Origin of the sequence: Staphylococcus sp. LKG3-1 (assembly GCF_048568385.1) — a bacterium.
Lineage (GTDB): Bacteria > Bacillota > Bacilli > Staphylococcales > Staphylococcaceae > Staphylococcus > Staphylococcus saprophyticus.
Map to the genome: position 1 here is coordinate 1,327,411 of NZ_CP183796.1, position 20,943 is coordinate 1,348,353.

At 32.3% G+C, this 20,943-nt stretch carries 22 protein-coding genes; 7 read left to right on the plus strand and 15 right to left on the minus strand.

The genetic code is table 11. The annotated features are described in order from the left end of the window. Positions 1–42: 42 nt before the first annotated feature. A complete protein-coding gene (locus ACM595_RS06695) occupies positions 43–654 on the plus strand; it encodes a DNA-3-methyladenine glycosylase (protein ID WP_002482515.1) in 612 nt (203 codons plus the stop codon). A 115-nt stretch (positions 655–769) separates the two neighbouring features. On the opposite strand, the gene ACM595_RS06700 is transcribed toward ACM595_RS06695, so the two are convergent. From ACM595_RS06700 to ACM595_RS06720, 5 genes are all read right to left on the minus strand, one after another. Then, on the minus strand, positions 770–2,095 hold the full coding sequence (locus tag ACM595_RS06700) for a Na+/H+ antiporter NhaC family protein (RefSeq protein ID WP_037537845.1): 1,326 nt from the start codon (positions 2,093–2,095) through the stop codon (positions 770–772). Between the two features lie 103 nt (positions 2,096–2,198). Further along, positions 2,199–2,999 (minus strand): DUF4097 family beta strand repeat-containing protein, encoded by an 801-nt coding sequence (locus tag ACM595_RS06705; protein WP_069838159.1) that lies wholly within the window; start codon positions 2,997–2,999, stop codon positions 2,199–2,201. Continuing rightward, positions 2,996–3,301 (minus strand): hypothetical protein, encoded by a 306-nt coding sequence (locus ACM595_RS06710; RefSeq protein WP_371806945.1) that lies wholly within the window; start codon positions 3,299–3,301, stop codon positions 2,996–2,998. Before ACM595_RS06710 ends, ACM595_RS06705 begins: the two co-directional genes overlap by 4 nt. A 120-nt stretch (positions 3,302–3,421) precedes the next feature. Next, complete coding sequence (locus ACM595_RS06715) at positions 3,422–3,556, minus strand: HAAS signaling domain-containing protein (RefSeq protein ID WP_002482511.1); 135 nt, start codon at positions 3,554–3,556, stop codon at positions 3,422–3,424. Next, positions 3,549–3,872, minus strand: a complete 324-nt coding sequence (locus tag ACM595_RS06720) for a PadR family transcriptional regulator (RefSeq protein WP_002482510.1) — start codon at positions 3,870–3,872, stop codon at positions 3,549–3,551. Before ACM595_RS06720 ends, ACM595_RS06715 begins: the two co-directional genes overlap by 8 nt. Before the next feature lie 281 nt (positions 3,873–4,153). Between ACM595_RS06720 and gltS the strand changes: the two genes are divergently transcribed. Then, a complete protein-coding gene (gltS, locus tag ACM595_RS06725) occupies positions 4,154–5,362 on the plus strand; it encodes a sodium/glutamate symporter (RefSeq protein WP_041079166.1) in 1,209 nt (402 codons plus the stop codon). Between the two features lie 406 nt (positions 5,363–5,768). On the opposite strand, the gene fni is transcribed toward gltS, so the two are convergent. Beyond that, on the minus strand, positions 5,769–6,812 hold the full coding sequence (gene fni, locus ACM595_RS06730) for a type 2 isopentenyl-diphosphate Delta-isomerase (RefSeq protein ID WP_048787062.1): 1,044 nt from the start codon (positions 6,810–6,812) through the stop codon (positions 5,769–5,771). A 66-nt stretch (positions 6,813–6,878) separates the two neighbouring features. Next, the gene (corA, locus tag ACM595_RS06735) at positions 6,879–7,826 is read right to left on the minus strand and encodes a magnesium/cobalt transporter CorA (RefSeq protein ID WP_069838160.1); all 948 of its coding nucleotides are present in this window, start codon (positions 7,824–7,826) and stop codon (positions 6,879–6,881) included. A 137-nt stretch (positions 7,827–7,963) separates the two neighbouring features. Between corA and ACM595_RS06740 the strand changes: the two genes are divergently transcribed. Together ACM595_RS06740 and ACM595_RS06745 are read left to right on the plus strand one after the other, a co-directional pair. Continuing rightward, on the plus strand, positions 7,964–8,440 hold the full coding sequence (locus ACM595_RS06740; RefSeq protein ID WP_069838161.1) for a thioesterase family protein: 477 nt from the start codon (positions 7,964–7,966) through the stop codon (positions 8,438–8,440). Between the two features lie 8 nt (positions 8,441–8,448). Continuing rightward, positions 8,449–8,859 (plus strand): hypothetical protein, encoded by a 411-nt coding sequence (locus tag ACM595_RS06745; protein ID WP_002482505.1) that lies wholly within the window; start codon positions 8,449–8,451, stop codon positions 8,857–8,859. Between the two features lie 194 nt (positions 8,860–9,053). Here ACM595_RS06745 and ACM595_RS06750 read toward each other — a convergent pair whose 3' ends face one another. After that, positions 9,054–9,956 (minus strand): alpha/beta hydrolase fold domain-containing protein, encoded by a 903-nt coding sequence (locus ACM595_RS06750; RefSeq protein ID WP_041079174.1) that lies wholly within the window; start codon positions 9,954–9,956, stop codon positions 9,054–9,056. A gap of 250 nt (positions 9,957–10,206) precedes the next feature. Between ACM595_RS06750 and ACM595_RS06755 the strand changes: the two genes are divergently transcribed. Further along, positions 10,207–10,842 carry a hypothetical protein gene (locus ACM595_RS06755; RefSeq protein ID WP_002482503.1) on the plus strand — a complete coding sequence of 212 codons (636 nt, stop codon included), beginning with the start codon at positions 10,207–10,209 and terminating at the stop codon, positions 10,840–10,842. A gap of 96 nt (positions 10,843–10,938) precedes the next feature. On the opposite strand, the gene ACM595_RS06760 is transcribed toward ACM595_RS06755, so the two are convergent. Continuing rightward, a complete protein-coding gene (locus ACM595_RS06760) occupies positions 10,939–12,834 on the minus strand; it encodes a DHA2 family efflux MFS transporter permease subunit (protein ID WP_069838162.1) in 1,896 nt (631 codons plus the stop codon). A gap of 12 nt (positions 12,835–12,846) precedes the next feature. Next, on the minus strand, positions 12,847–13,494 hold the full coding sequence (locus tag ACM595_RS06765) for an HlyD family secretion protein (protein ID WP_011302500.1): 648 nt from the start codon (positions 13,492–13,494) through the stop codon (positions 12,847–12,849). A gap of 129 nt (positions 13,495–13,623) precedes the next feature. On the opposite strand from ACM595_RS06765, the gene ACM595_RS06770 reads away from it, so the two are divergent. Beyond that, entirely contained in the window at positions 13,624–14,172 is a 549-nt protein-coding gene (locus tag ACM595_RS06770) for a TetR/AcrR family transcriptional regulator (RefSeq protein ID WP_037537839.1), read from the plus strand. Positions 14,173–14,256: 84 nt separating this feature from the next. Here the strand turns inward: ACM595_RS06770 and ACM595_RS06775 are convergent, their stop codons facing one another. The 3 genes from ACM595_RS06775 to ACM595_RS06785 form a co-directional block, all read right to left on the minus strand. Continuing rightward, positions 14,257–15,480 (minus strand): multidrug effflux MFS transporter, encoded by a 1,224-nt coding sequence (locus ACM595_RS06775; protein WP_041079179.1) that lies wholly within the window; start codon positions 15,478–15,480, stop codon positions 14,257–14,259. 210 nt (positions 15,481–15,690) lie between these two features. After that, a complete protein-coding gene (locus ACM595_RS06780; protein ID WP_419744483.1) occupies positions 15,691–17,076 on the minus strand; it encodes a TcaA NTF2-like domain-containing protein in 1,386 nt (461 codons plus the stop codon). A gap of 277 nt (positions 17,077–17,353) precedes the next feature. After that, a complete protein-coding gene (locus ACM595_RS06785) occupies positions 17,354–17,818 on the minus strand; it encodes a MarR family winged helix-turn-helix transcriptional regulator (RefSeq protein WP_041079181.1) in 465 nt (154 codons plus the stop codon). Positions 17,819–18,037: 219 nt separating this feature from the next. Between ACM595_RS06785 and ACM595_RS06790 the strand changes: the two genes are divergently transcribed. Further along, positions 18,038–19,015 (plus strand): YdcF family protein, encoded by a 978-nt coding sequence (locus tag ACM595_RS06790; protein ID WP_081324743.1) that lies wholly within the window; start codon positions 18,038–18,040, stop codon positions 19,013–19,015. Positions 19,016–19,201: 186 nt separating this feature from the next. On the opposite strand, the gene ACM595_RS06795 is transcribed toward ACM595_RS06790, so the two are convergent. Together ACM595_RS06795 and ACM595_RS06800 are read right to left on the minus strand one after the other, a co-directional pair. Beyond that, positions 19,202–19,870 (minus strand): ABC transporter ATP-binding protein, encoded by a 669-nt coding sequence (locus ACM595_RS06795; RefSeq protein ID WP_069838165.1) that lies wholly within the window; start codon positions 19,868–19,870, stop codon positions 19,202–19,204. After that, the gene (locus ACM595_RS06800) at positions 19,870–20,922 is read right to left on the minus strand and encodes an ABC transporter permease (protein ID WP_041079185.1); all 1,053 of its coding nucleotides are present in this window, start codon (positions 20,920–20,922) and stop codon (positions 19,870–19,872) included. The genes ACM595_RS06795 and ACM595_RS06800 overlap by 1 nt, the downstream gene beginning before the upstream one ends. Between the last annotated feature and the right edge of the window lie 21 nt (positions 20,923–20,943).

Here is a 20,943-nt window from a genome sequence, read left to right on the forward strand (position 1 = left end):
AAAAAAATTTAATTTCATATAATTAAAAGTGGAGGGCATCTAATGGATTTTTTACAACGCGATACCGTAACAATTGCTAAAGACTTACTCGGCGTAAGAATCATCTACCACGATGAACTACAAACCTTTACAGGTTATATTGTAGAAACAGAGGCATATATAGGAACAAAAGATCGTGCTGCCCATGGTTATAACGGAAAGAGAACACCTAAAGTTGAATCATTGTATAAACAAGGCGGCACTATTTATGCCCATGTCATGCATACACATCTACTCATTAATTTCGTTACCCAATTGGAAGGCCAACCTGAAGGGGTATTAATTAGGGCAATAGAACCCGAAGAAGGTATAGAGTTAATGGCTATTAATCGAGGAAAGAACGGTTTCGAACTGACTAATGGCCCAGGTAAATGGACTAAGGCGTTTAACATACCTAGACATTTAGACGGATCCAAATTGAATGAAGGTCGGCTAAAAATTGATACAAAAAATCGTAAGTATCCTAAAGAAATTGAAGCAAGTGGCCGTATTGGCATACCTAACAAAGGGGAATGGACACACAAGCCATTAAGATTCACTGTAAAAGGAAACCCATATATTTCACGAATGAAGAAATCAGACATGCGACAACCAGAATATACTTGGCGCATATAAAAAAATAAAGGACATTCAGAATACGTTTTTAAAACGCATATTGAATGTCCTTTACTTATATAGTTCTTTTCCAAAACATAAAGTAAGTGTCTAATGAGAGACAGATATATTTATGCTATTTTTGCTTTTTATCTCGATCCAATAGTCCAAATTGAATTGTAATGATTGTACAAATTACAAAAATCACAGGATAAAATGAATATTTTAAAACTTCTAAGTAAGATACATCACCGTATTGTTCTACCATTAACATCCCTGAGTCATGTGGTAATACCATTAATGCACAACACGCGAAAATATCTAGTAAACTTGCCATACGTTTTGGTGGTACTTTATACTCGTCACCGATTTCTTTTGCAATTGGCGCAGAAATAATAATAGCCAATGTATTGTGTGATAAAGCTGCTGAAAGCACCCCAGACATTAAACTGATAACATACTCAGCACTCTTGCGCCCTTTTGCTTTTGCCTTCATAGCTGTAATAATCCAATCTATACCACCATAGTAACGAATTAATGCCACAAGACCTGATACTAAGAAAGCAACGAGGAAAATAGTGAACATACTTTCCATACCATCACCTATTGCTTTTGTAAATTGAAATACGCCCATTTGACCTTGCACCATGCCAAGTACGCCAGCCATAACGATACCAATAATTAATACAAGTATTACATCAAGACCAGCAATTGCTGCTATCAAGACGAAAATATAAGGCAAAATATTGATAAAATTAAAACTTAAATCTCCTTCTACTTTACCTGTTCCTCCTACAACAGCATAAAAAATAGCTGTAATAATAGCTGCCGGTAAAGCAATTAAGACATTCATCTTAAATTTATCTTTCATTTTCGCACCGACACCATTTGTTGCTGCGATCGTCGTATCAGATATAATAGATAAATTATCTCCAAAATATGCACCTGCGATCACCGCTGCACCCGCCGCTGCAACACTTAAATCTGCAGCTTGTGCGACTGCAACACCAACAGGAATGAATGCTGCCTGTGCACCAGTTGAAGTCCCTAATGTTAAGGCCGCAAAACCACTCATGATAAATATGCCGGGGATGAGTAAACTTGGTGGAATAACAGACAGACCCATATTAACCATCGCAGCCTTGCCACCCATTTCTGAAGTCACAGTAGAAAATGCACCAGCGAGTAGTAAGATTAATCCTAAATTTACTATGCCTGAATTGCCAGCATGTTCAGTAAAAATTTGTACTTTTTTTGTGAATGCTGTTTTCCTATCATAGCAAGTCCACGCAATCACAATACCTATCATGATTGCCACATGTCTCGGTAACTGATCGAACGCATCCTCTTTACCCATTATCGTGAAAGTAATCCCTACGCCAATATATAAAATTAAGAATATCAGCAACGGCAATAAGGCTAACGCCCCATATTGTTTTTCACTTCGTAACGACTGTTCCATATATATACTCCTTATAACCTAGTATTTTCATACGATATATAGTAAATCAAAAAAGGAACAATGTCATTGAATTGACATTATCCCTTTAAAATAAGCATATTATTTATTTAATTAACGCATCACCCGTATCTGTCTTAATCATGATCACATGATGGCCGTTACCGACTTTTTTATTTTCAAATTGTTTGTCTTCAATATTTAAATTACCAGTATCACTACTATACTCAATTTGACTGTTTTTAGGTTTATCCTTACCATATATTAACTCTACATTACCAGTATCTGTTTTAATTTGCATAGGTTTATCCGCTGGTGTATCTTTCATTAAAATATCACCGGTATCCGTTTTGAAATCACCGTGTTGAAATTGCGTTTTGTTCAGTTTAATGTCTGATGTATCACCAGACGCAACCAATTGATTGAACTTACTATCATTGATGGTCAAATCCATTACATCTGTATTCAACTGTGCTTTATCCGCATTGATATCATTTAAAGTTGTACTACCATCATCTGAATGTACCTTTAAATTTTCTAAATCTTGAGGAACATATATAGTCATATCATTATATCGCATGTCTAAAAACGAAATATCCACATTTGATTGTCCTTTGTGGTCACTTACCGTTAAGTTGCCATTTTTAACTTTTGCATGAATCTTGATTTTTTCATTAGAACCTTTTGATAATACCTTAAACGTTTTACCTTCTTTTATTTTCACATTACTATGTTTTAAATCTAAATCTAATCCTTTAATACTTTTATTATTATAAGTTTCATTAAAATTCGTTGTAATTTGATTTGCTTTTTTATGTTCAATTTTAAATTGTTGAACTGCCCCTACTGCACAAATCACTGTTATGACTAAACCAATAACAAATATCCATATCAATGATTTTTTCATCTCGTAGCACTTCCTTTCACTACATGGATATTCCATTTTAGATATTTAACACAAAGTACATAAAATCCTTTTGTAATAAGATAAGTAATGACGAATAGTATGAGTCCTAAACCAAACATCGTGCCTGTCACAAAAACATCTAATAAGACAACTGCTTCAAACCCTTCTATAGCACCTTTAATTATAATACCTATCGGTGAGAGTATGAGAGATATCGTCGTAATGATTAATGAAATAACCACACTTAATAATATGATAAAAGGAATCGTTATGACGAAAAAGTTTAATATACTTAAACCCATAACAGCTAATGTAGCATGACCCACATCCCCTAATTCATTACTTTTTTCAGCCTTGACTATCGCAGCATTTGCATTTAATTCTTTCGCTAATTGTCTCGGATTGCCTAATTCATCAGCGATTTATTCTTCGGTTTTTCCTTCTTGTAATCCACTATAAAAATGCGTGTCATATTCATTAATAATATCCTGTCGTTCTGTATCATCTAAATTTTTCAAATGTTTATTTAACTGTTTAAGGTATGCTACTCTATTCATTTGATTCGCTCTCCCTTATAAATTGATTAACAGCACCTGAAAAAGCTTGCCATTCATCTAACAGCAGATTTAATCGTTGTTCACCTTGGTTAGTGATTTGATAGTATTTTCTTGCTGGACCTTCCGTCGATGGTTGATAATAAGTTGCTAGTTCTCCACTTTTCACTAATCTTCTGAGCAATGGATACACGGTGCCCTCAGCTATCGTCATATATCTTGAAATATTTTGTACAAGCGAATAACCGTACTGATCATCTCGTTTAATGATTAATAAGACAATTAGTTCGAGCGCACCTTTTTTGAATTGACTGTTCATTGAAGCCCTCCTCATCGGAAAACCAGTACTATGTATAGTACAGTAGTTTACGCTAAAAATATAACATACACTACTGTACATTGCAAGGTAGTGATCAATGTTTTTTCTCCTTTACTATATAGGTTGTTTAAATTGGCAACTATTGTTTTATTATAGGTCAAACTATCATTATAGTTTTAAAGAATGTATAATGATGCTTGTATATTTTTGTAAACGTTTACTTAATATGAACTCATATTTAAATAATTACATAAAGTTAATGAAATAAAGGGGGTCTATTAATGCTAGAGTTAGATGCAATTACCACTTTAGCACTTGCAAGTATTTTATACTTACTTGGTGTATACATCGTCAATCACGTAAATATTTTGAAAAGATTATGTATACCAGCGCCGGTAATCGGAGGACTATTATTTGCAATTGTTGTCGCAATTTTGAAGTCAGCAAGTTTGTTAACAATCAAATTAGATTCAGAATTTATACAGAATTTCTTTATGCTCGCATTTTTCACAACGATTGGCTTAGGCGCTTCGCTTAAACTACTAAAATTGGGTGGTAAAATACTTATATTTTACTTTATCTTCTGTGGCATATTAGCAATTTGTCAGAATTTAATAAGTGTTTCGTTAGCAAAAGTACTCAATATTTCGCCATTACTTGGCTTAACTGCGGGTTCTATGTCAATGGAAGGCGGTCATGGCAATGCAGCTGCATATGGACAAACGTTACAAGGCATAGGTGTCGATTCAGCATTAACGGCAGCATTAGCCGCAGCAACACTGGGTCTTGTCGCAGGTGGGTTAATTGGTGGCCCTGTAGTGAAATTTTTAATTAATAAATATAACTTAAAGCCTGAACAAGCAGAAGAAACTACGCAAGATTATTCTGAAAGTGATAGAAACGAATACTTACACAATCGAATGGCGCCTACTACCGTATTTTTACTACAATTTACAATTGTAGCTATTTGTATGGCCATTGGATCCTATTTAGGAAACACATTTACCGATTTAACAGGTATCAATATCCCTATTTATGTTGGTGCAATGTTTGTCGCTGTCATAATCAGAAATATCTCAGAATACAATAATCTAAAAATAATTGATATGAAAATCGTTGATCGTATCAGTGATGTATCACTTAGTCTATTCTTATCCATTGCTTTAATGAGTATTCAACTTACTGAAATATATCAATTAGCAATACCGTTAATCATCATCGTACTAGTTCAAGTTTTATTTATTATTCTGTTCTCAGTCATCGTATTATTCCGTGGCTTAGGCAAGAATTACGATGCTGCAGTTATGGTAGGCGGTTTTATTGGTCATGGTTTAGGTGCAACTCCAAATGCTATGGCAAACTTAGATGTTATCACTAAAAAATATGGCGCATCTCCTAAAGCATATCTCGTAGTACCAATTGTCGGTGCATTCTTAATTGACCTACTTGGTGTACCAATAGTGACTATATTTATCAATGCCTTTAAATAGATAACTTACAAATAAATTTTAGTAGCACTTATTAAGCTTTTTTGAAATATTTTTAGAAATGACAATTATTTTGTATTGAGCGCTTTTATTATTTGCTTTATTTAATACAATAAATACCAATCATGTTTATTTTATATACTATTACATTGATAGTGATTTATGCCGAAATTGTGAGTATAGTACTTGTTGAAGATTATATGCTAAGACAGTATCCGTGAAAATTATGGGTAAAAAAACTGCCAACAAAATCAAAGATTTTGTCGACAGTTTGTATCAAGTAATTTAAGTGTTTGTATAAGTACTTGTCATTTATACACCAATCCCTTATCACACATTTAAGCAAGCCGAGCATTTTTGCCGTGGCTTGCTTAATTTCGTTTTATTCTATTATTTTGAACTTTTCAAATTATCTGATGTCTAAACCTCTTTGTTCAATCCATGACTGTAATTTAGGACTAAATACCATTTGCGTTTGTTTTAAATCTTTTATTGTTTTGACATCAAGCATGGTCATAATCTTCTTCATATGATCTGTAAATTGTTCAGTATAATTAAGTGTTTCAGTAATACCATAGTTTTCAACTTGATTTAAAAATGGGCGTGACATCCCGACTGCGCTTGCACCCAATGCCAAACATTTAACTGCATCTAAAGGTGTTCTTACACCACCACTGGCTAAAATATCCATATCTTGTTGATATGAAGCACTTTCCAACAGTGATTCAACTGTTGTTTGTCCCCATAATCCTAAATAATCCATATCTTTGTATGTGCGTCTTTCATTCTCAATATCCACGAAATTTGTGCCACCTCTACCGCTAACATCGACGTAACGTACACCGATTTCATTGAGGCTCTTAATAGTTTCCTTACTCATACCAAATCCTACTTCTTTTACAATCACTGGCACGTCTACGCGTGAAACGATTTGTGCTAAGTTTTCCATCCAAGTAGAAAACGTTCTATTACCTTCTGGCATTACAAGTTCTTGTGGAGCGTTCACATGAACCTGCAGTGCTTGAGCATCGAGTAATTTTACAGATTCAACCGCTTTATCTACAGGGACATCTGCACCAACATTACTGAAAATAATACCATCCGGATTCGTATCTCTGACAATACTGAAAGATGATGCCATTTTACTATTTCTTAATGCAGCATGTGTAGAACCAACTGCCATAGCGATACCAGTTTCACGTGCTATTACAGCCAATTTTTCATTGATTTGCTTCGTCCATTCACTACCACCAGTCATAGCATTGATATATAAAGGTTGATCTAGTGTGAAGTCTTTTAACTGACTTGTTAAATCAATATCATCGACATCGACACTAGGAATTGAATGATGTACAAATCGTATTTCGTCAAAATCAGAAATCGTGGCATCTCCTTGTGCCATCGCAATTTCTACATGTTCATTTTTTCTTTGTTCTCTTTTATTATCGCTCATCTTTTGCTCCTACTTTCAATCATTTTATAATGCTTTGATATATTAAATAATGTCTTAAATTACATACTAAAACCATTTTTCTTTTTTAAAATAATAAATACATCCTGCACTAATCGCCAACATAATACCTAATACAATATAGTAACCATAATGCCACTTTAACTCAGGCATATTGATAAAGTTCATGCCATATATACCTGCAATTAACGTTAATGGTAAGAATATCACAGATACTAGGGTCAGTATTTGCATCACACTATTCATTTTAAATGAGGTATAGGACGAATAATTATCTCTTATTTCAGTTGTCACTTCTTGTGCAGTTTTTAAAATACTTTGTTGTTTAATAATATGATCCTCTATATGTTGAATATACATATGATTTTTACTATCTACAAGTAATAGCTTACTTTCTTTAATATTATCTATTAATTCGTTCATAGGGTATATAATGCGTTTCAATTTAATAATGTCACCACGAATTTTAAATACATCTTCCATGATACCTTTAATGGATTGACTGTTTAAATTTTGGTCTTCGAATTCAAACACTCTATCTTCGATGTCATAAATGTGTTTAAAATAATCATCTACCAATTTATCTAAAATATACAGTGCCACATCAGACGTATCTAAATCTTTATTAAATTGATGTTTAATCATTTGTTCTACATCTTCTAATATTGAAAATGGTTTGTGATGGTATGTAATCAAAATATTATCTTTGATAAACAAATTTAACGCTTTATCCCTATTAAAAGGGGTATCCATACTATGAAAGACGAGATATTGATATGTTTCATAGGCCTTATATTTTGCTCTCGGTGTCCCTTTTATCGTATCTTCAATTTCAAGTTTATTAAATTTAAATTGTGATTGTAATACTTCGTTTTCAGTTTCCGTTGGGTCATTAAAATCATACCAAATCAGCGTAGCTTCTTTTGGTATTTCATTATAGTGAGCTACCTGAACGAAAGGTTGTTCAGAAGTTTGATATTTAATCGTTATACTCATTATTCCCCTCCCGAAATCGTTTCCTTTATTTTACCATGAAATAGTATGTGTGTATGTTTTAGATTTATTTCGTTAAGCATACTTTAAAACATGTTAAACTTTAATTATATATTTTCAAACTTTGAGGAGTTGTATTCATGAAAAATCCTTTCACAGTGATTCAGCAAGTGAACGAAGATATGATTGATCACAATGGTCACATGCATGATGCTCATTATAATATGGTCTTTAGCGATGCCATTAACCAATTCAATTATCAACACGGATTATCCCTGGAAGAGCGTGAAGCCTTAAACTATACACTATTTACAGTTGAAGAACACACGGCCTACCTTTCTGAATTAAAGAAAAACGAACGCTATCACATTACCATCTATTTATATGATTATAATGAAAAAAGCGTCCATTTCTTTTCCATAATGACAAATGAACATGGTTCAAAAGTTGCTACGAATGAAGCACTCATGTTAGGTATTGATCGTGCAACTATTAAAACTGCACCTTTCCCAGAACAATTTGCACAAGCAATTATCAATTATTATGATAATCAACAATTAATTGAATGGCCAAAACAATTAGGCCATCGTATTCGGATTTCAAGAAAAGGAGTTTAGATATTACTATGACAAATCATATACATTCAGCAGTAGCATCACAATTGTATGATTTATTCGATGATACTAAATATGAATTAAGCGAATTAAATCAAAGTAAGCAACTTGTATTAAACGGACCAGACAATAAATTAATTAAACGTGGTTTAGATATCAGTTATTTACAAGGTCAGAAGAAAGCGATTGATGCCATAGATTCAATATTAAAAAATGATTCTGACGATGCAGCTTTCAAGCTTAATTTTACGGAATTTAGCACTCAAGTCATCAAATCATTCGAATCATCTGCAGCTAAGTTTAAAAGCCTTGCGCTACCCACCGAAGACTATGATGTAGTACTTGCACATCATTATTCATTAATGGGTCAAAAATTAATTATCGACACAGTTCACACAACGATATTAAACCAAACATTTTAATGACATGTGCAACAAACCTAATGTAGCGTAAAGCTATAAAACTATAATCACAACCTAATCACAGGTCGTTGTATGACAACCATATATGCATTTTGATTCGCTATTTCTAGCCATATAGCATTTTATTAATGATTATAAAAAAACAAGCTTTGACATCCATGTTTCAGCTTGTTTTAAAATATTTAGTTATCTGTTCATTCATCTTTTAACGTTTCTACGATTTGCTTAACCACTTTATGAGACTCTCTTATAGGTAATAAGGGGAAAGCATGAATCATTCTTTTATATTCATAAAAATGTATTTCTTGTGATTTATCTGCTAAAATATGTGCAAATCTTTGCATGTCTGGGAGGTAAATTTCGTATGCACCGCCAAACATATATATCGGTGGCAAATCTGTCAGTTCTCCATAAATTGGTGACACACGTGCATCGTCTAATGGCAGATTATGAGACCATATGTTTAAAATGCGTTGTACGCCATCTTTATTAACGATGACATCTTTTTTATCTAGTGATTCCGTGATACCTTCATTATCCAATTGGGCATCTAGTAACGGTGAAAACAAATATAATTTACTTGGTAAAGGGTGTTTTTTTTTCTTCAGTTGTTGCACAAAACTTAGTGCTAAAGCAGCACCAGTGCCATCTCCCATAATGACAATAGCATCACTATCCACTTCAGTTAGCAATTTATTGTACATCTCAAATATAGCATTATAAGTATCTTCTATATGAAACTCAGGTGTCTTTGGATAGATTGGCATGACAACTTCACTTAATGTACTTAATGAAAGCTTATCCATAAATCTCCAATGAAAAGCAGATGGCTGCAATGTATTATAACCACCGTGTATATAGAGTATTTTTCTTTCGTGGCTATGTCTAAAACGAAATCTAAAGACTTGCATATCCCCTAGCATTTGTTTATCTAAATCAGATTTAACATTCAATGTTTCAGGTTGTTTATGTTTTTTTTCATTAATTTTCTCGCGATTATTTAAAAATTGCTCAAAAGCTTCATCTGAACTAAAAATAATAGATCTATGAGGTAAGAGGTACTTATTCACAAATTTAGTTGTCAGTCTTGATTTCATTTATAATCCATCCAATCTAAGTTTATTCTCCAAGTATTTAGAATATTTCATTTTACTTACTAATCAAAATTCATAGTATGGTAAAATTAATACAATGACATAAAAATACAGTTATAATATAATTTGAGTTCCCTAATAATCGAATCTATCAATAACTAGTTATCACAGTTATTGCATATTATAACAAAATAGAAACAAAAGTCATAAAATATTTAGATGTAGCATTCTACAGTAATGAAAGGAGTATCCTATGGCAGAACAGAACCATCAATTTAAAGATTTTGAACATACCCTAACAAGTGAACCCATGCAACGTGGGATGCGTTTTGAAAAAAAGAAAAAGTCTTGGGTAAGTATGCTTATCCAGATTATTGTCCTTATTTTAATGGCCATAACGGGTTATAGCATGTTTAAGGAACCTATTTTTAATTTAGTCTTCGCGCAAGAGACAATCAATTTTCATAAACTCACTAATTTCCAAACTACTATAAATGATATTTCTAACTTAAATATTAATGTCGCCTCAATCGATAATTTACAAACGAGTATCGATCGATTAATCCTAGTATTTTACGTGTTCTTTATCGCCTGTATTTTAAGTTTAGTCTTAACTTTCTTTACTTTACTATTTAACAGAACCGTATTAAAAGTAGTAAATATGTTTGTCATCGCGATTATGTTAGTCATTACATTTGGTTTTTCTTATCTAATTAAAAATATTGCTTCTAGAATTTCAGACTCAATGAATCAATATTATATTTCAGTTAAACCTACCCAAATCTTAACTGAAGCTGATGCAATTCATAATGCTTTTACATTGTTAGGATGTAGTATCGCGCTCGTATTAATTAGCATGTTTTTCAGAAATCGTATAGTGCGTAAATAAGCTTATCGTCATCTATTTAAAAACATACTGTAAAAGAAAAAGCCGCTTCCAACATTTAAGTTGGAGGCGGCTTTTATGTTAATCAAAAAATATGATTTAATTTTCTTTAGACATATAGTGATCTTTACCTTTTAAGAATAAACTTAAAATAAATGCAAGTGCACTTAGCGCTGTTGCAATTAAGAATGCACTATTGACACCATTGATAGAAGCTAGTTTTTGAACAAATTCTAGCACTTGTGAAGTTGCCATTTGTTCGCCGCCTAACGCTTGCGCCATTTCTTGTAAACGATCTTTAATAAATGGGTTCGTTTTATCTAAATCTTGTGCGTAACCTGCAGCATATTGCGTTGTTTGTGTAGACATCACTGTCACTAATAACGCCGTACCAATTGAACCTGCAAGTTGTCTTAATGTATTTGATAAGGCATTACCATGTGCAATTAATCTCTGTGGTAATGCATTCATACCAGCTGTCATAATTGGCATCATAATAAAACTCATACCAAAAGAACGAATAATATAAATAAGCATTAAATGACCATAAGTCGTATTCATATTTAATTTCGTTAATTCCCAAGTAGCATAAGTCATGATTGCAGTACCTACTAATGCCAATGGTTTGATACCAATTGTGTCTAATAATTTACCAGCAATTGGACCCATAACACCCATAATCAAGGCACCAGGTAGTAATAACAGACCTGATTGAATTGGGGTAAAGCCTCTTAAGTTTTGCAAGTAAAGTGGTAAAAGAATCATACCACCAAATAAACTCATTGTAACGATCATATTGATGACTGTTGTTAACGTAAATCCTGAGTATTTTAATACTTCCATACTTAACATAGGCACACGCATTGTAAGTTCTCTGATGACAAATGCAATAATAAAGATAACACCTAATATTAAGGAAATGACTACGATAGGTGAACTCCAACTATTGTTACCTGCTTCACTGAATCCGTAAAGTAACGCACCGAAACCAATCGTACTAAAGATAATTCCTGGTACATCGGCTTTTGGATTTGTTGTTACTTGATATACTCTAAACCAAATATAAGCAATGGCTAAAGATACCAAACCAATGATGAACATACCATAGAACATAACATTCCAATGATAATTTTCAACAATATAACCAGATAATGTTGGACCAATCGCTGGTGCTAAAATCATAGCGATACCAAGCGTACCCATCGCTGCCCCACGTCTTTCAGGTGGGAAAATTGTCATAAATACATTTGTACCTAACGGCATTAATATACCGGCACCAATAGCTTGTAATACACGACCTACCATCATGATTGTAAATGATTCAGACAGTCCACAGACTAAAGAACCAATCGTAAATAATGTCATCGCAACTAAGAATAGCTTACGATACGAATATTTATTAAATAAGTAGGCGCTGACTGGAATTAAGATACCATTTACTAGCATAAATCCTGTCATTAGCCATTGACCCGTATTAGCTGAAATATTGAAATCTGTGTTTATCTTCGGTAACGCTACATTAAGTAAAGTTTGGTTTAATATAGCTATAAACATACCAAAGATCATCGCAATTAATACTTTACCTTGGGTCGTACCTTTACCAAACATAAATGTACTATGCTTTTCTTTTAATTTTTCATTTACTTTAGCTTCTTCTGAATTAGGATTGATCGCTTCATGATCTGAATCATCTTGTTGTTCTACTTCTGTATCATTGATATCAGTAGAAAATGTGTTTAATTCATCATTCTCATCATTATTTTCACGATCATCTTCGTTCGTTGCTTTTGACTCCTTGGATGATTCCTGAGAATCTTCCGTATCGTTCACTTTAAATTTAGATTGATAATTTTCATTAGAAACATGACTTTCATGCTTTGTTTGTTCCACTTGTTGATTTACTTTATTATGTTTTCTTTTAGTTAGAAAAACATTAAGTAACCCAACTAAAATGAGCGCTATGACTACGTAAATTATAATGAAGGTCATTGTCATTTAAAGACCCCCTTAATTTTTATGAATTTTAACTTCAGCGTTCATTCCTGGAACAACATTTTTAGATGGTTTTGAATCGAGTGAAATTTTCACAGGTACAACTTGAGATACTTTTGTATAATTACCATCAGTGTTTGATGAAGGCATCATTGAGAAACTTGAAGCTGTAGCTTTACCAACTTCTTCTACTTTACCTTTAAGTTCAGCGTCTTCGCCGTCAAGTTTTACATTTACATCTTTGCCTTCTTCAACATCTGCAATATCTTTTTCATCAACATTTGCAGTAATGTAAGAATCATCTAAATTATAAGCATAAGCAATTGGAGTCCCTGCTTGCGCCATTGAACCTTCCATACCATCTGTTTTTACGATTGTACCATCTTGTGGCATTTTAACGTCCATGTTTTGTGATTGGCCATCTTCACCTTTAGCTGCAATTTCTGCAACTTTATCACCTTTATTTAATTTTTCATTGTTTTTTACATCGAATGATTTGATTTCACCTGATGCTGGTGCAGATATTTTAATTTGTTCTCCATCTACTTTCGCATTATCAGTACTTACAAATCCTGTAGCTTGATTATAAAAATGGAAACCGACTACTCCTATAATCACAAGAACTACAATGGTAACGATGTTGATTAATACCATTTTTTTCATTACTCTTTCCTCCTATTTGCTTTTAAAATTCACTTTATATATTATAGATACATAACATTTAAAAAAACACCGACACTTCTATAAAATGTGTCGGGTAAGTTATTGTATGCAATTTTTGAAGGAGATAAAATGAAACAGAAAGCTAAAGAAAAAATTATTCGAAATATGATTACTTTGCTAGAAGAACATCCTTTTGAAGACATTACTATTAAAATGATCTGTGCTTATAGTGGCATTAATCGAACGACCTTCTACGATTACTTTGTAGATAAGTATGATCTTTTATCTACGATTCAAACATATCATCTTCAAAAATATAAAAAATTATTAAATGCACTATACTTCAGTTTCGATAAAAATGAAATTAATCATTTTAAACTCTATCAATTTTTCAAAGTCATATTAACTTATATTAAACGTCACTATGGATTTTTCCATGCCATATTTGTCTCACACCCTAATCGAGATTTGTTTACGGATTATGTAAAAATCACTAAAGAGACGTATACGAATATGCTTGTCGATTACACGACAATATTGAAGAAAAAACAATTTGTCACATATGCTATTGGCGGACAAATTGGTATTATATACTTTTGGATACGTGAAGAGTGTATCGAAACACCTAATGAACTGGCACAAATTTTACTAGCAAACGCTATAAAACTTAGACGCTAATATCATATGAGTTATTGCGCATAAGCATAACATTTTAAAATAATTAAAGCGGTCGAGACATGATACGTGTCTCGACCGCTTTAATTATTCAATACTATTTTTAGATGGTATATACTTAAACACAAAATAATTGATACATTGCAAAATAATGAGCAAAATACCAGCTATCATAATAATGGTAATATATGGTATATAACTGTCTTCACCCATCATGCCGACTAAAGGCGAAACAAGTCCACCTAATAAGGATTGAACTAATCCTAATAAACTAGATGCACTGCCGTTACCACCAGTGCGTTCATCCATTGCAATTGAAAAGCCTAATGTCGCCACACCAGTAACTGGTGCTACGAGAATAACAAAACCAATAAATAACAACCACATTGATAAATGCATGACTAGCGTCATCGATACGACTGCTACACCAATAATTTGTATTATGGTTAAAATTCTTAACAAAGTTAGTCGATCTATATAATCAACCATTTTACCAGTCAATTGGCTAGAAATAATCAAACTGATACCTATGACTGCAAACATAATACTAAATTGTTGCGCCGACATTTGATAAATACTTTGCGTAATAAATGGCGAAGCAGATATGTAACTAAACAACATAATAAATGTTACACCTTGAATCAACATTGGTAATACAAATCTGGGCGTAATTAATAATTGCTTGAAATTTTTAAATATACTACCAAGATGTGGACTGTCTCGTTCTTCTAATTCCAAAGATTCTGGTACTTTAAATAGTGAGCCAATGACCATTGAAACACCGAACAACGTTAAAATAACAAAGACCATACGCCAAGTAGCGAACGATAATATAACGCCACCTAGAGCAGGTGCTATGACCGGCGCTACACCATTTACTAGCATAAGTAAAGCTAAGAATTTTGTTAATTGCTTTCCACTATATAAATCACTAGATATCGCGCGTGATATAACTGCACCTGCACCGCCACAGAAACCTTGAACAAATCTTAGAGCAATCATGAGCCAAATATTATCGACGAAAATAATACCTATACTTGCCAATGTAAATAATGACATGGCTACAACAAGTGGCGTTTTTCTACCTATCGCATCAGAGATTGGACCAACAAATAAATTACCTAAAGCGAGACCAATCATAAATAGAGATAATGTTAATTGTGAATTTGAAGTTGTTGTACTAAAATCTGATTGTATTTGAGGTAAGCCAGGCAAGAACATATCAATAGATAAAGCGCCGATTGCTGTTAAAGCCCCTAAAATAATGACAAACAGTAATGATTGTTTGTGCTGCGTTTGTTTATTAGTCATTTAAGTTCTCCTAAAAATAATTCTATTCTTATCATTTTATACATATTAACACCATTATAGCTTTAACCTTACCACTTTTAAATACTTGCTTGTATATTCATTTCTCTATACAAAAAGAACGAGGTTAAAAGCACCTCGTTCTTCCTCATTCCAATTATTTAATATTATATGGTCTTACAATAATATAGACCAATTAAATACCTTTATTAATTACTCTGAATATTTAACTACTTTTAAATTATCTGCATCTCCATCACCTTGTAATTGATAGTCAACTTCTCCATATTGACCATTCTCTTTCAAAGCTTGTCCAGTTACATAAAATGTATTACCTTGTTTAATGATTTCTGTTATTTGTGGTTGTTGTATAAAGAATAAACGGTTTGAATTCACATCACTTTTAGTCGACTTATAGTTATCTGTGTTTTTCTTCAAATAAGATGATACTAAAGAAAAATCACTTTGACTATGTGCACTATTCATCGCTGTAGTGAAATTACCGAAAAAATTAGTCACCTTATTTCTAAAGCTATTCTCTTCTTTTTCTTTTTTATCTACATAGGATTGTATTTCATCATCATCAAAATTTAATGTTACTTTTGTTTTATCTTTTAGATTATCTGTTTTCACTGTCGTTTCAGCTGACTTAAATGTTTTCTTCTTAGCTTCGCCTTCAGCAGAAACAGTAATATCATTTGTTTTTGGATATGGACCAATCTCTTTTGCTTTAGCATAATCGTAAGTTTTATCGTTGATTTTTACTTTTACAGTGTCTTTATCTATTTCTGATGCGCCACTTAATTCAACTTGAATATATGCCTCGTTAAAATCTTCGCCGACATCTATCGTTTCATTATTACTATTATTAAAATTAAACTTTAATTGACCATCAAATTGGCCATTAGCCGTTTCTTTTTTAGTTTCTAGTAAGTAATCACCTGGAATAAATTTACCTATTGCTGTCGTTTTATTTTTTTCAGCAGTGACTGTTTTTTGTTTATCATCAGATTTAAATTTATATGTCGCATCATATTTAGGTTTGACGATAGCTTCTTTAGTAGGAGCCGTAAAACTCATGTTATCAAAAATTAAATAACGTCTTCCATTTTTACTAACTCTCAATACATTTTCTCCATTTTTAGCAGTGACAAAATCCGCTTCTTTGGTCTCGCTCTCATTTAACTTCTTGATTTTTTGATTCACATCTTTTACAAAGTTGTCCATCCCAACCTCATTTTTTATATATTTAATATAAGCGGTTGCTTCTGTCTCATCCACACTATTGTTTTGTGTACTTAGGATTGTAGAAAGCTTTTGTGTATCATTATTATCGACTGCATTTATAAGCAACTCTGATTGTGCTTCAGGCGAATTGAAGTTTTTTAATAAGAAGAAAATAATAATAAGTAAGATAATGATAAAGAATGCAATTCCCCAGGGGATAATTTTACGTGCTTTTATATTTGCGCTTTTTTTATTATCTTTTAATGAACGCGTGAGTTGTTCTGAGTGATTGTCAGTGACTTCATAACCACAATGGCCACACTTACTTTGTTTATCTCTCATATTCCCCCCACATTTAGGACATTTTCGCATTTTATCACCTCTTTATCTCTAAATTCATACATCATCACATTATTTTAACACACATTAAAATGAAACCATATGTAAGCTTGCTGTTGCTACTTTAATTAATCCAATATGCAAACATAAATTGCCTATTTTATTCTACTTACCTTATTATATGTAACGCATGCTAAAAATGATATACATCGTTAGTCCAATAACACGATTAAAGTAGCATTGACACAATAACGTCAATAATCAATATTTAAGATTGCTTTTTACTCATCGTATGTTACGTCAACTAAATTTATGCGTGGTTTTTTAAATTAAAATTCTTTAGTCGACGATCAATAATCTCGAGCACATATCTCGCCTGTTCGATTTCTTCATCTGACAAATCATGCAACATGTCACTTACGATATCGTTGATGATAGATTTACTTTCTCGATTAAATTGCTTACCTTTTTCCGTTAACTTAATATATTTTAAACGCTGATCTGTATGTGCTTCGGCTTTATCCCATTCTACAACTTCAGCTTGTATCAATTTTTTTATTCTTCGACTTACTGCTGCTTTATTAACCCCTTGTTTCTCTGTAATTGCTGTCAAAGTCATTGCTTTTTCATTTTCTAACATCAAAATCACGTTAGCTTGTTCTTTTGAAATTTTATATTCTTCTCTCAATGCTTTCAGTAACTTCGCCATCAATGTATTCACATCATCAATGAACTCTCCCATAAACTCAATATGATTACCTAAATTTTTTACCATACCTGCCACCTCAATGTTCCATTAAAAATCATTTAATTTTTGTTTTTTTTATATTATGTTAATGATATCAATATTTTATTATGTATAAAAGTTAAAACTCGCAACTTATACTTATATTAATTCATATTTTTACTTGGTTACCTTAGTATTAATAATTAAATTTGCTTATTTCGAAAGATTACACTACATTTAATATACTATAAAAATCGGAAGTGAGGCATGGGTATGTTAACTTTGGCTTTATGTATTATGATATTATTTACATATTTGTGTATGTTTTTTAACTTCAAATATTCGGCACATCTTTCAATATATATTTCCCAGGTAATATTAGGTTATGTTGTCATTATTATACATATTGGTGAGCATACGCTACCTATAGATATTCTTGTTGTCATGTCCTTAGGCGCTCTATTATTACACATCAAACATAAGCATTTAATGCAAAATCGCATGAGTGCCCTTTTCTTAAAACGTCTCTATTATGTGGCTTTTAAGCTCGTTGTTTTCACGCTTGCATGCTTTTACATTAGTTTGATTCCTATTGGTATTAACGTTATCTTTCTATGGATTTCAGCTATATCTTTTAGCGCGCTTTTCACTTTTATTTGCTACATGATGTGTTCGTCGAACTTTTTAAATCTGAATATTAAACCTGACTTCAATGTCATACTTGTCCTAGGTGCTGGTATATTTACAGAAAATGTAACGCCTATGTTAGCTAGCCGTTTGGATCGTGCTTTAACTTTATATATACAACAACCAAATGCTAAGTTTATTGTGAGCGGCGGACAAGGTCCCGATGAACCCATCTCCGAAGCGCTAGCCATGAAGCGCTATTTAATACATCATGGTGTTGAATCAAATCGTATTATGTTAGAAGATCAATCCACAAGTACGTCAGAGAATATCCAATTCTCTAAATCACTCATTGAGAGCCACTTCGAATGTGTCCCTAAAATTGTCTGTGTCACAAGTCAATTTCATATTATGCGTGCTTTACGCTTTGGACAAAAATTCAATTTAAAATTAACTGGAGTTGGAAGTCATACACCTTATCATTTTTTTGAAATTGCATTAATTCGTGATTTCTTAGCATTAATGTATCAATATAAATTATTATTAACAGTTTATTTTGCAGCTTTGTTTTTCATATGCATAATCGCATATTGGTTTATTCCAAGTATCCCTTTATAACATATTTTAAATATGAACACTGTATCGCTACGCGTCATTGAGTGAATAAAAAATCTGAGACATCACTAAGTGTCTCAGATTTTTATTTATACTATTTGCGGATGTAATAAATTAAATACTTTAAGTATACATTCCGTTTTATCTTAACGCCCTATTGCATTGCATCTAAAATAACACATCTATCATTTAGGCATTGGGAATAACGCCATCATTTAATTCAATGACTTTATCAGCATATTCAAATAAACGTTTATCATGAGTGATCATGATGCCAATCATTTTTTTACTTTTAATTTGATTTTTGATCATTTCAATAACTTCCGTCGCACGTTCCGCATCTAAACTTGCAGTCGGTTCATCAGCTAAGATAATTTTAGGATGATTCATTAGTGCTCTCACAATTGCCACACGTTGTTTCTCCCCACCAGACAGCATATGAGGAAAGGCAGTCAAGCGATGGTTTAGTCCTATTTGTTTTAGTAAAGTTTCTGCCCTTTGATTAGCTTCTTTCATAGTCATTCCTGCCTCTTTACCAATCGTTGCCAATTGTGCTTTTACTTTTAAATATGGTACTAAGTGAGACGATTGAAAGATAAAGCCAATCTCATTTAACCTTAATTCTGAAGCCTTTCTATCTCTAGTAAATAAAGGTTGATTATTATACAAAATATCTCCACTACTTTGTGAAAGTAAACCACCTAAAATAGTTAATAATGTCGTTTTACCAGATCCAGATGCACCATTAAGAATAACAAATTCGCCTTCATTCACATTGAAATTGATACCTTTTAATACAGGAGTTTCTGATTGGCCATTACCAAATGATTTTTTAATATCTTTAACTTGTAAACTCATTATTCTCCACCTCCAATTGCTTCGATAGGATCTACTTTAAATAATTTGATAAATGATAATATTGCTCCAATTATAGCAACAATAATAAATACACCTACAACTAACAGTAGATTTGATGTTGTGACATGGAATGGCATAGATACTGGCATTAAGAATGACAATCCCGTAATAATAGCAACTGATATAATCACGCCTATCATCGTCGTAATTAATATTTGAATAATTAATGCACTTAATAAGTGTTTTGTTTTCATACCAATCGCTTTTAATATTCCAATTTCTGGTATTTTTTGAATTGTCATAACATAGAAGAATGCACTAAGTACAATCGCTGAAATAACAAACAAACTTACAATCATCATATTTAATGGCGCTTGTTCTGCTTGATAACTTGGAATTTCACTTGTTATGTCATTTTCTGTAAATACTTTCACGCCAGAAATATCATTCACTTTCCCTTGCTCTGATTTTGATAAATCTTTAACTGGATAAATAGTGCTAGCTTGTTTATTTAATGTGTTAAATCCATTATCACTCATCATCACAACTGAACTATGTGAATACATCGTATCATTGAGTACACCTGATACTTTTAATACTTTACCATCTTTAAGTTTAATTTTATCTCCTACGTTAATGCCATCAGCAGTAAGTTTATTATTAATTGCCACTTCATTGTCTTTAGTAGGATAATGCCCTGCTTTTAATTCAGGCTTTTCGTTTTTAACCGTATTGATCATTAAGACGTCTTCTTCATTTTTATCAATCTTTAATGTTTGAGGTGCCATTTTTAATGGTTCTTGACCTGTAATATCTTCAATTTTATTTTGTTGTTCTGGTTTAATAATCGACTTCTCAATTTGTGGTTGCTTATTATCTTGTAAAACATACTTTTCGGATTTCATGTTGTCTAACATTGAGATATTTTCTCTTGCTAATCCTTGAGCTAATCCACTTATAAATAACACCATAATACCTAACAATAATATGATGAGCATGATTAAAATATAGCGAAACTTATAATATTTGATTTCTTGCCATGCTAATTTCATTATTTCCAACTCCTTCTTTAA

Excerpts from the sequence above, each read along its gene's own strand:
- ACM595_RS06765 (WP_011302500.1), bottom strand. The coding sequence starts at position 13,494 with ATGAAAAAAATGGTATTAATCAACATCGTTACCATTGTAGTTCTTGTG.
- ACM595_RS06745 (WP_002482505.1), top strand. The coding sequence starts at position 8,449 with ATGACAAATCATATACATTCAGCAGTAGCATCACAATTGTATGATTTA.
- ACM595_RS06785 (WP_041079181.1), bottom strand. The coding sequence starts at position 17,818 with ATGGTAAAAAATTTAGGTAATCATATTGAGTTTATGGGAGAGTTCATT.
- ACM595_RS06755 (WP_002482503.1), top strand. The coding sequence starts at position 10,207 with ATGGCAGAACAGAACCATCAATTTAAAGATTTTGAACATACCCTAACA.
- ACM595_RS06780 (WP_419744483.1), bottom strand. The coding sequence starts at position 17,076 with ATGCGAAAATGTCCTAAATGTGGGGGGAATATGAGAGATAAACAAAGT.
- ACM595_RS06760 (WP_069838162.1), bottom strand. The coding sequence starts at position 12,834 with ATGACAATGACCTTCATTATAATTTACGTAGTCATAGCGCTCATTTTA.
- ACM595_RS06695 (WP_002482515.1), top strand. The coding sequence starts at position 43 with ATGGATTTTTTACAACGCGATACCGTAACAATTGCTAAAGACTTACTC.
- ACM595_RS06775 (WP_041079179.1), bottom strand. The coding sequence starts at position 15,480 with ATGACTAATAAACAAACGCAGCACAAACAATCATTACTGTTTGTCATT.
- ACM595_RS06770 (WP_037537839.1), top strand. The coding sequence starts at position 13,624 with ATGAAACAGAAAGCTAAAGAAAAAATTATTCGAAATATGATTACTTTG.
- ACM595_RS06715 (WP_002482511.1), bottom strand. The coding sequence starts at position 3,556 with ATGAATAGAGTAGCATACCTTAAACAGTTAAATAAACATTTGAAAAAT.
- ACM595_RS06790 (WP_081324743.1), top strand. The coding sequence starts at position 18,038 with ATGGGTATGTTAACTTTGGCTTTATGTATTATGATATTATTTACATAT.
- ACM595_RS06705 (WP_069838159.1), bottom strand. The coding sequence starts at position 2,999 with ATGAAAAAATCATTGATATGGATATTTGTTATTGGTTTAGTCATAACA.
- corA (WP_069838160.1), bottom strand. The coding sequence starts at position 7,826 with ATGAGTATAACGATTAAATATCAAACTTCTGAACAACCTTTCGTTCAG.
- gltS (WP_041079166.1), top strand. The coding sequence starts at position 4,154 with ATGCTAGAGTTAGATGCAATTACCACTTTAGCACTTGCAAGTATTTTA.
- fni (WP_048787062.1), bottom strand. The coding sequence starts at position 6,812 with ATGAGCGATAATAAAAGAGAACAAAGAAAAAATGAACATGTAGAAATT.
- ACM595_RS06740 (WP_069838161.1), top strand. The coding sequence starts at position 7,964 with ATGAAAAATCCTTTCACAGTGATTCAGCAAGTGAACGAAGATATGATT.
- ACM595_RS06720 (WP_002482510.1), bottom strand. The coding sequence starts at position 3,872 with ATGAACAGTCAATTCAAAAAAGGTGCGCTCGAACTAATTGTCTTATTA.
- ACM595_RS06800 (WP_041079185.1), bottom strand. The coding sequence starts at position 20,922 with ATGAAATTAGCATGGCAAGAAATCAAATATTATAAGTTTCGCTATATT.
- ACM595_RS06795 (WP_069838165.1), bottom strand. The coding sequence starts at position 19,870 with ATGAGTTTACAAGTTAAAGATATTAAAAAATCATTTGGTAATGGCCAA.
- ACM595_RS06710 (WP_371806945.1), bottom strand. The coding sequence starts at position 3,301 with ATGGGTTTAAGTATATTAAACTTTTTCGTCATAACGATTCCTTTTATC.
- ACM595_RS06750 (WP_041079174.1), bottom strand. The coding sequence starts at position 9,956 with ATGAAATCAAGACTGACAACTAAATTTGTGAATAAGTACCTCTTACCT.
- ACM595_RS06700 (WP_037537845.1), bottom strand. The coding sequence starts at position 2,095 with ATGGAACAGTCGTTACGAAGTGAAAAACAATATGGGGCGTTAGCCTTA.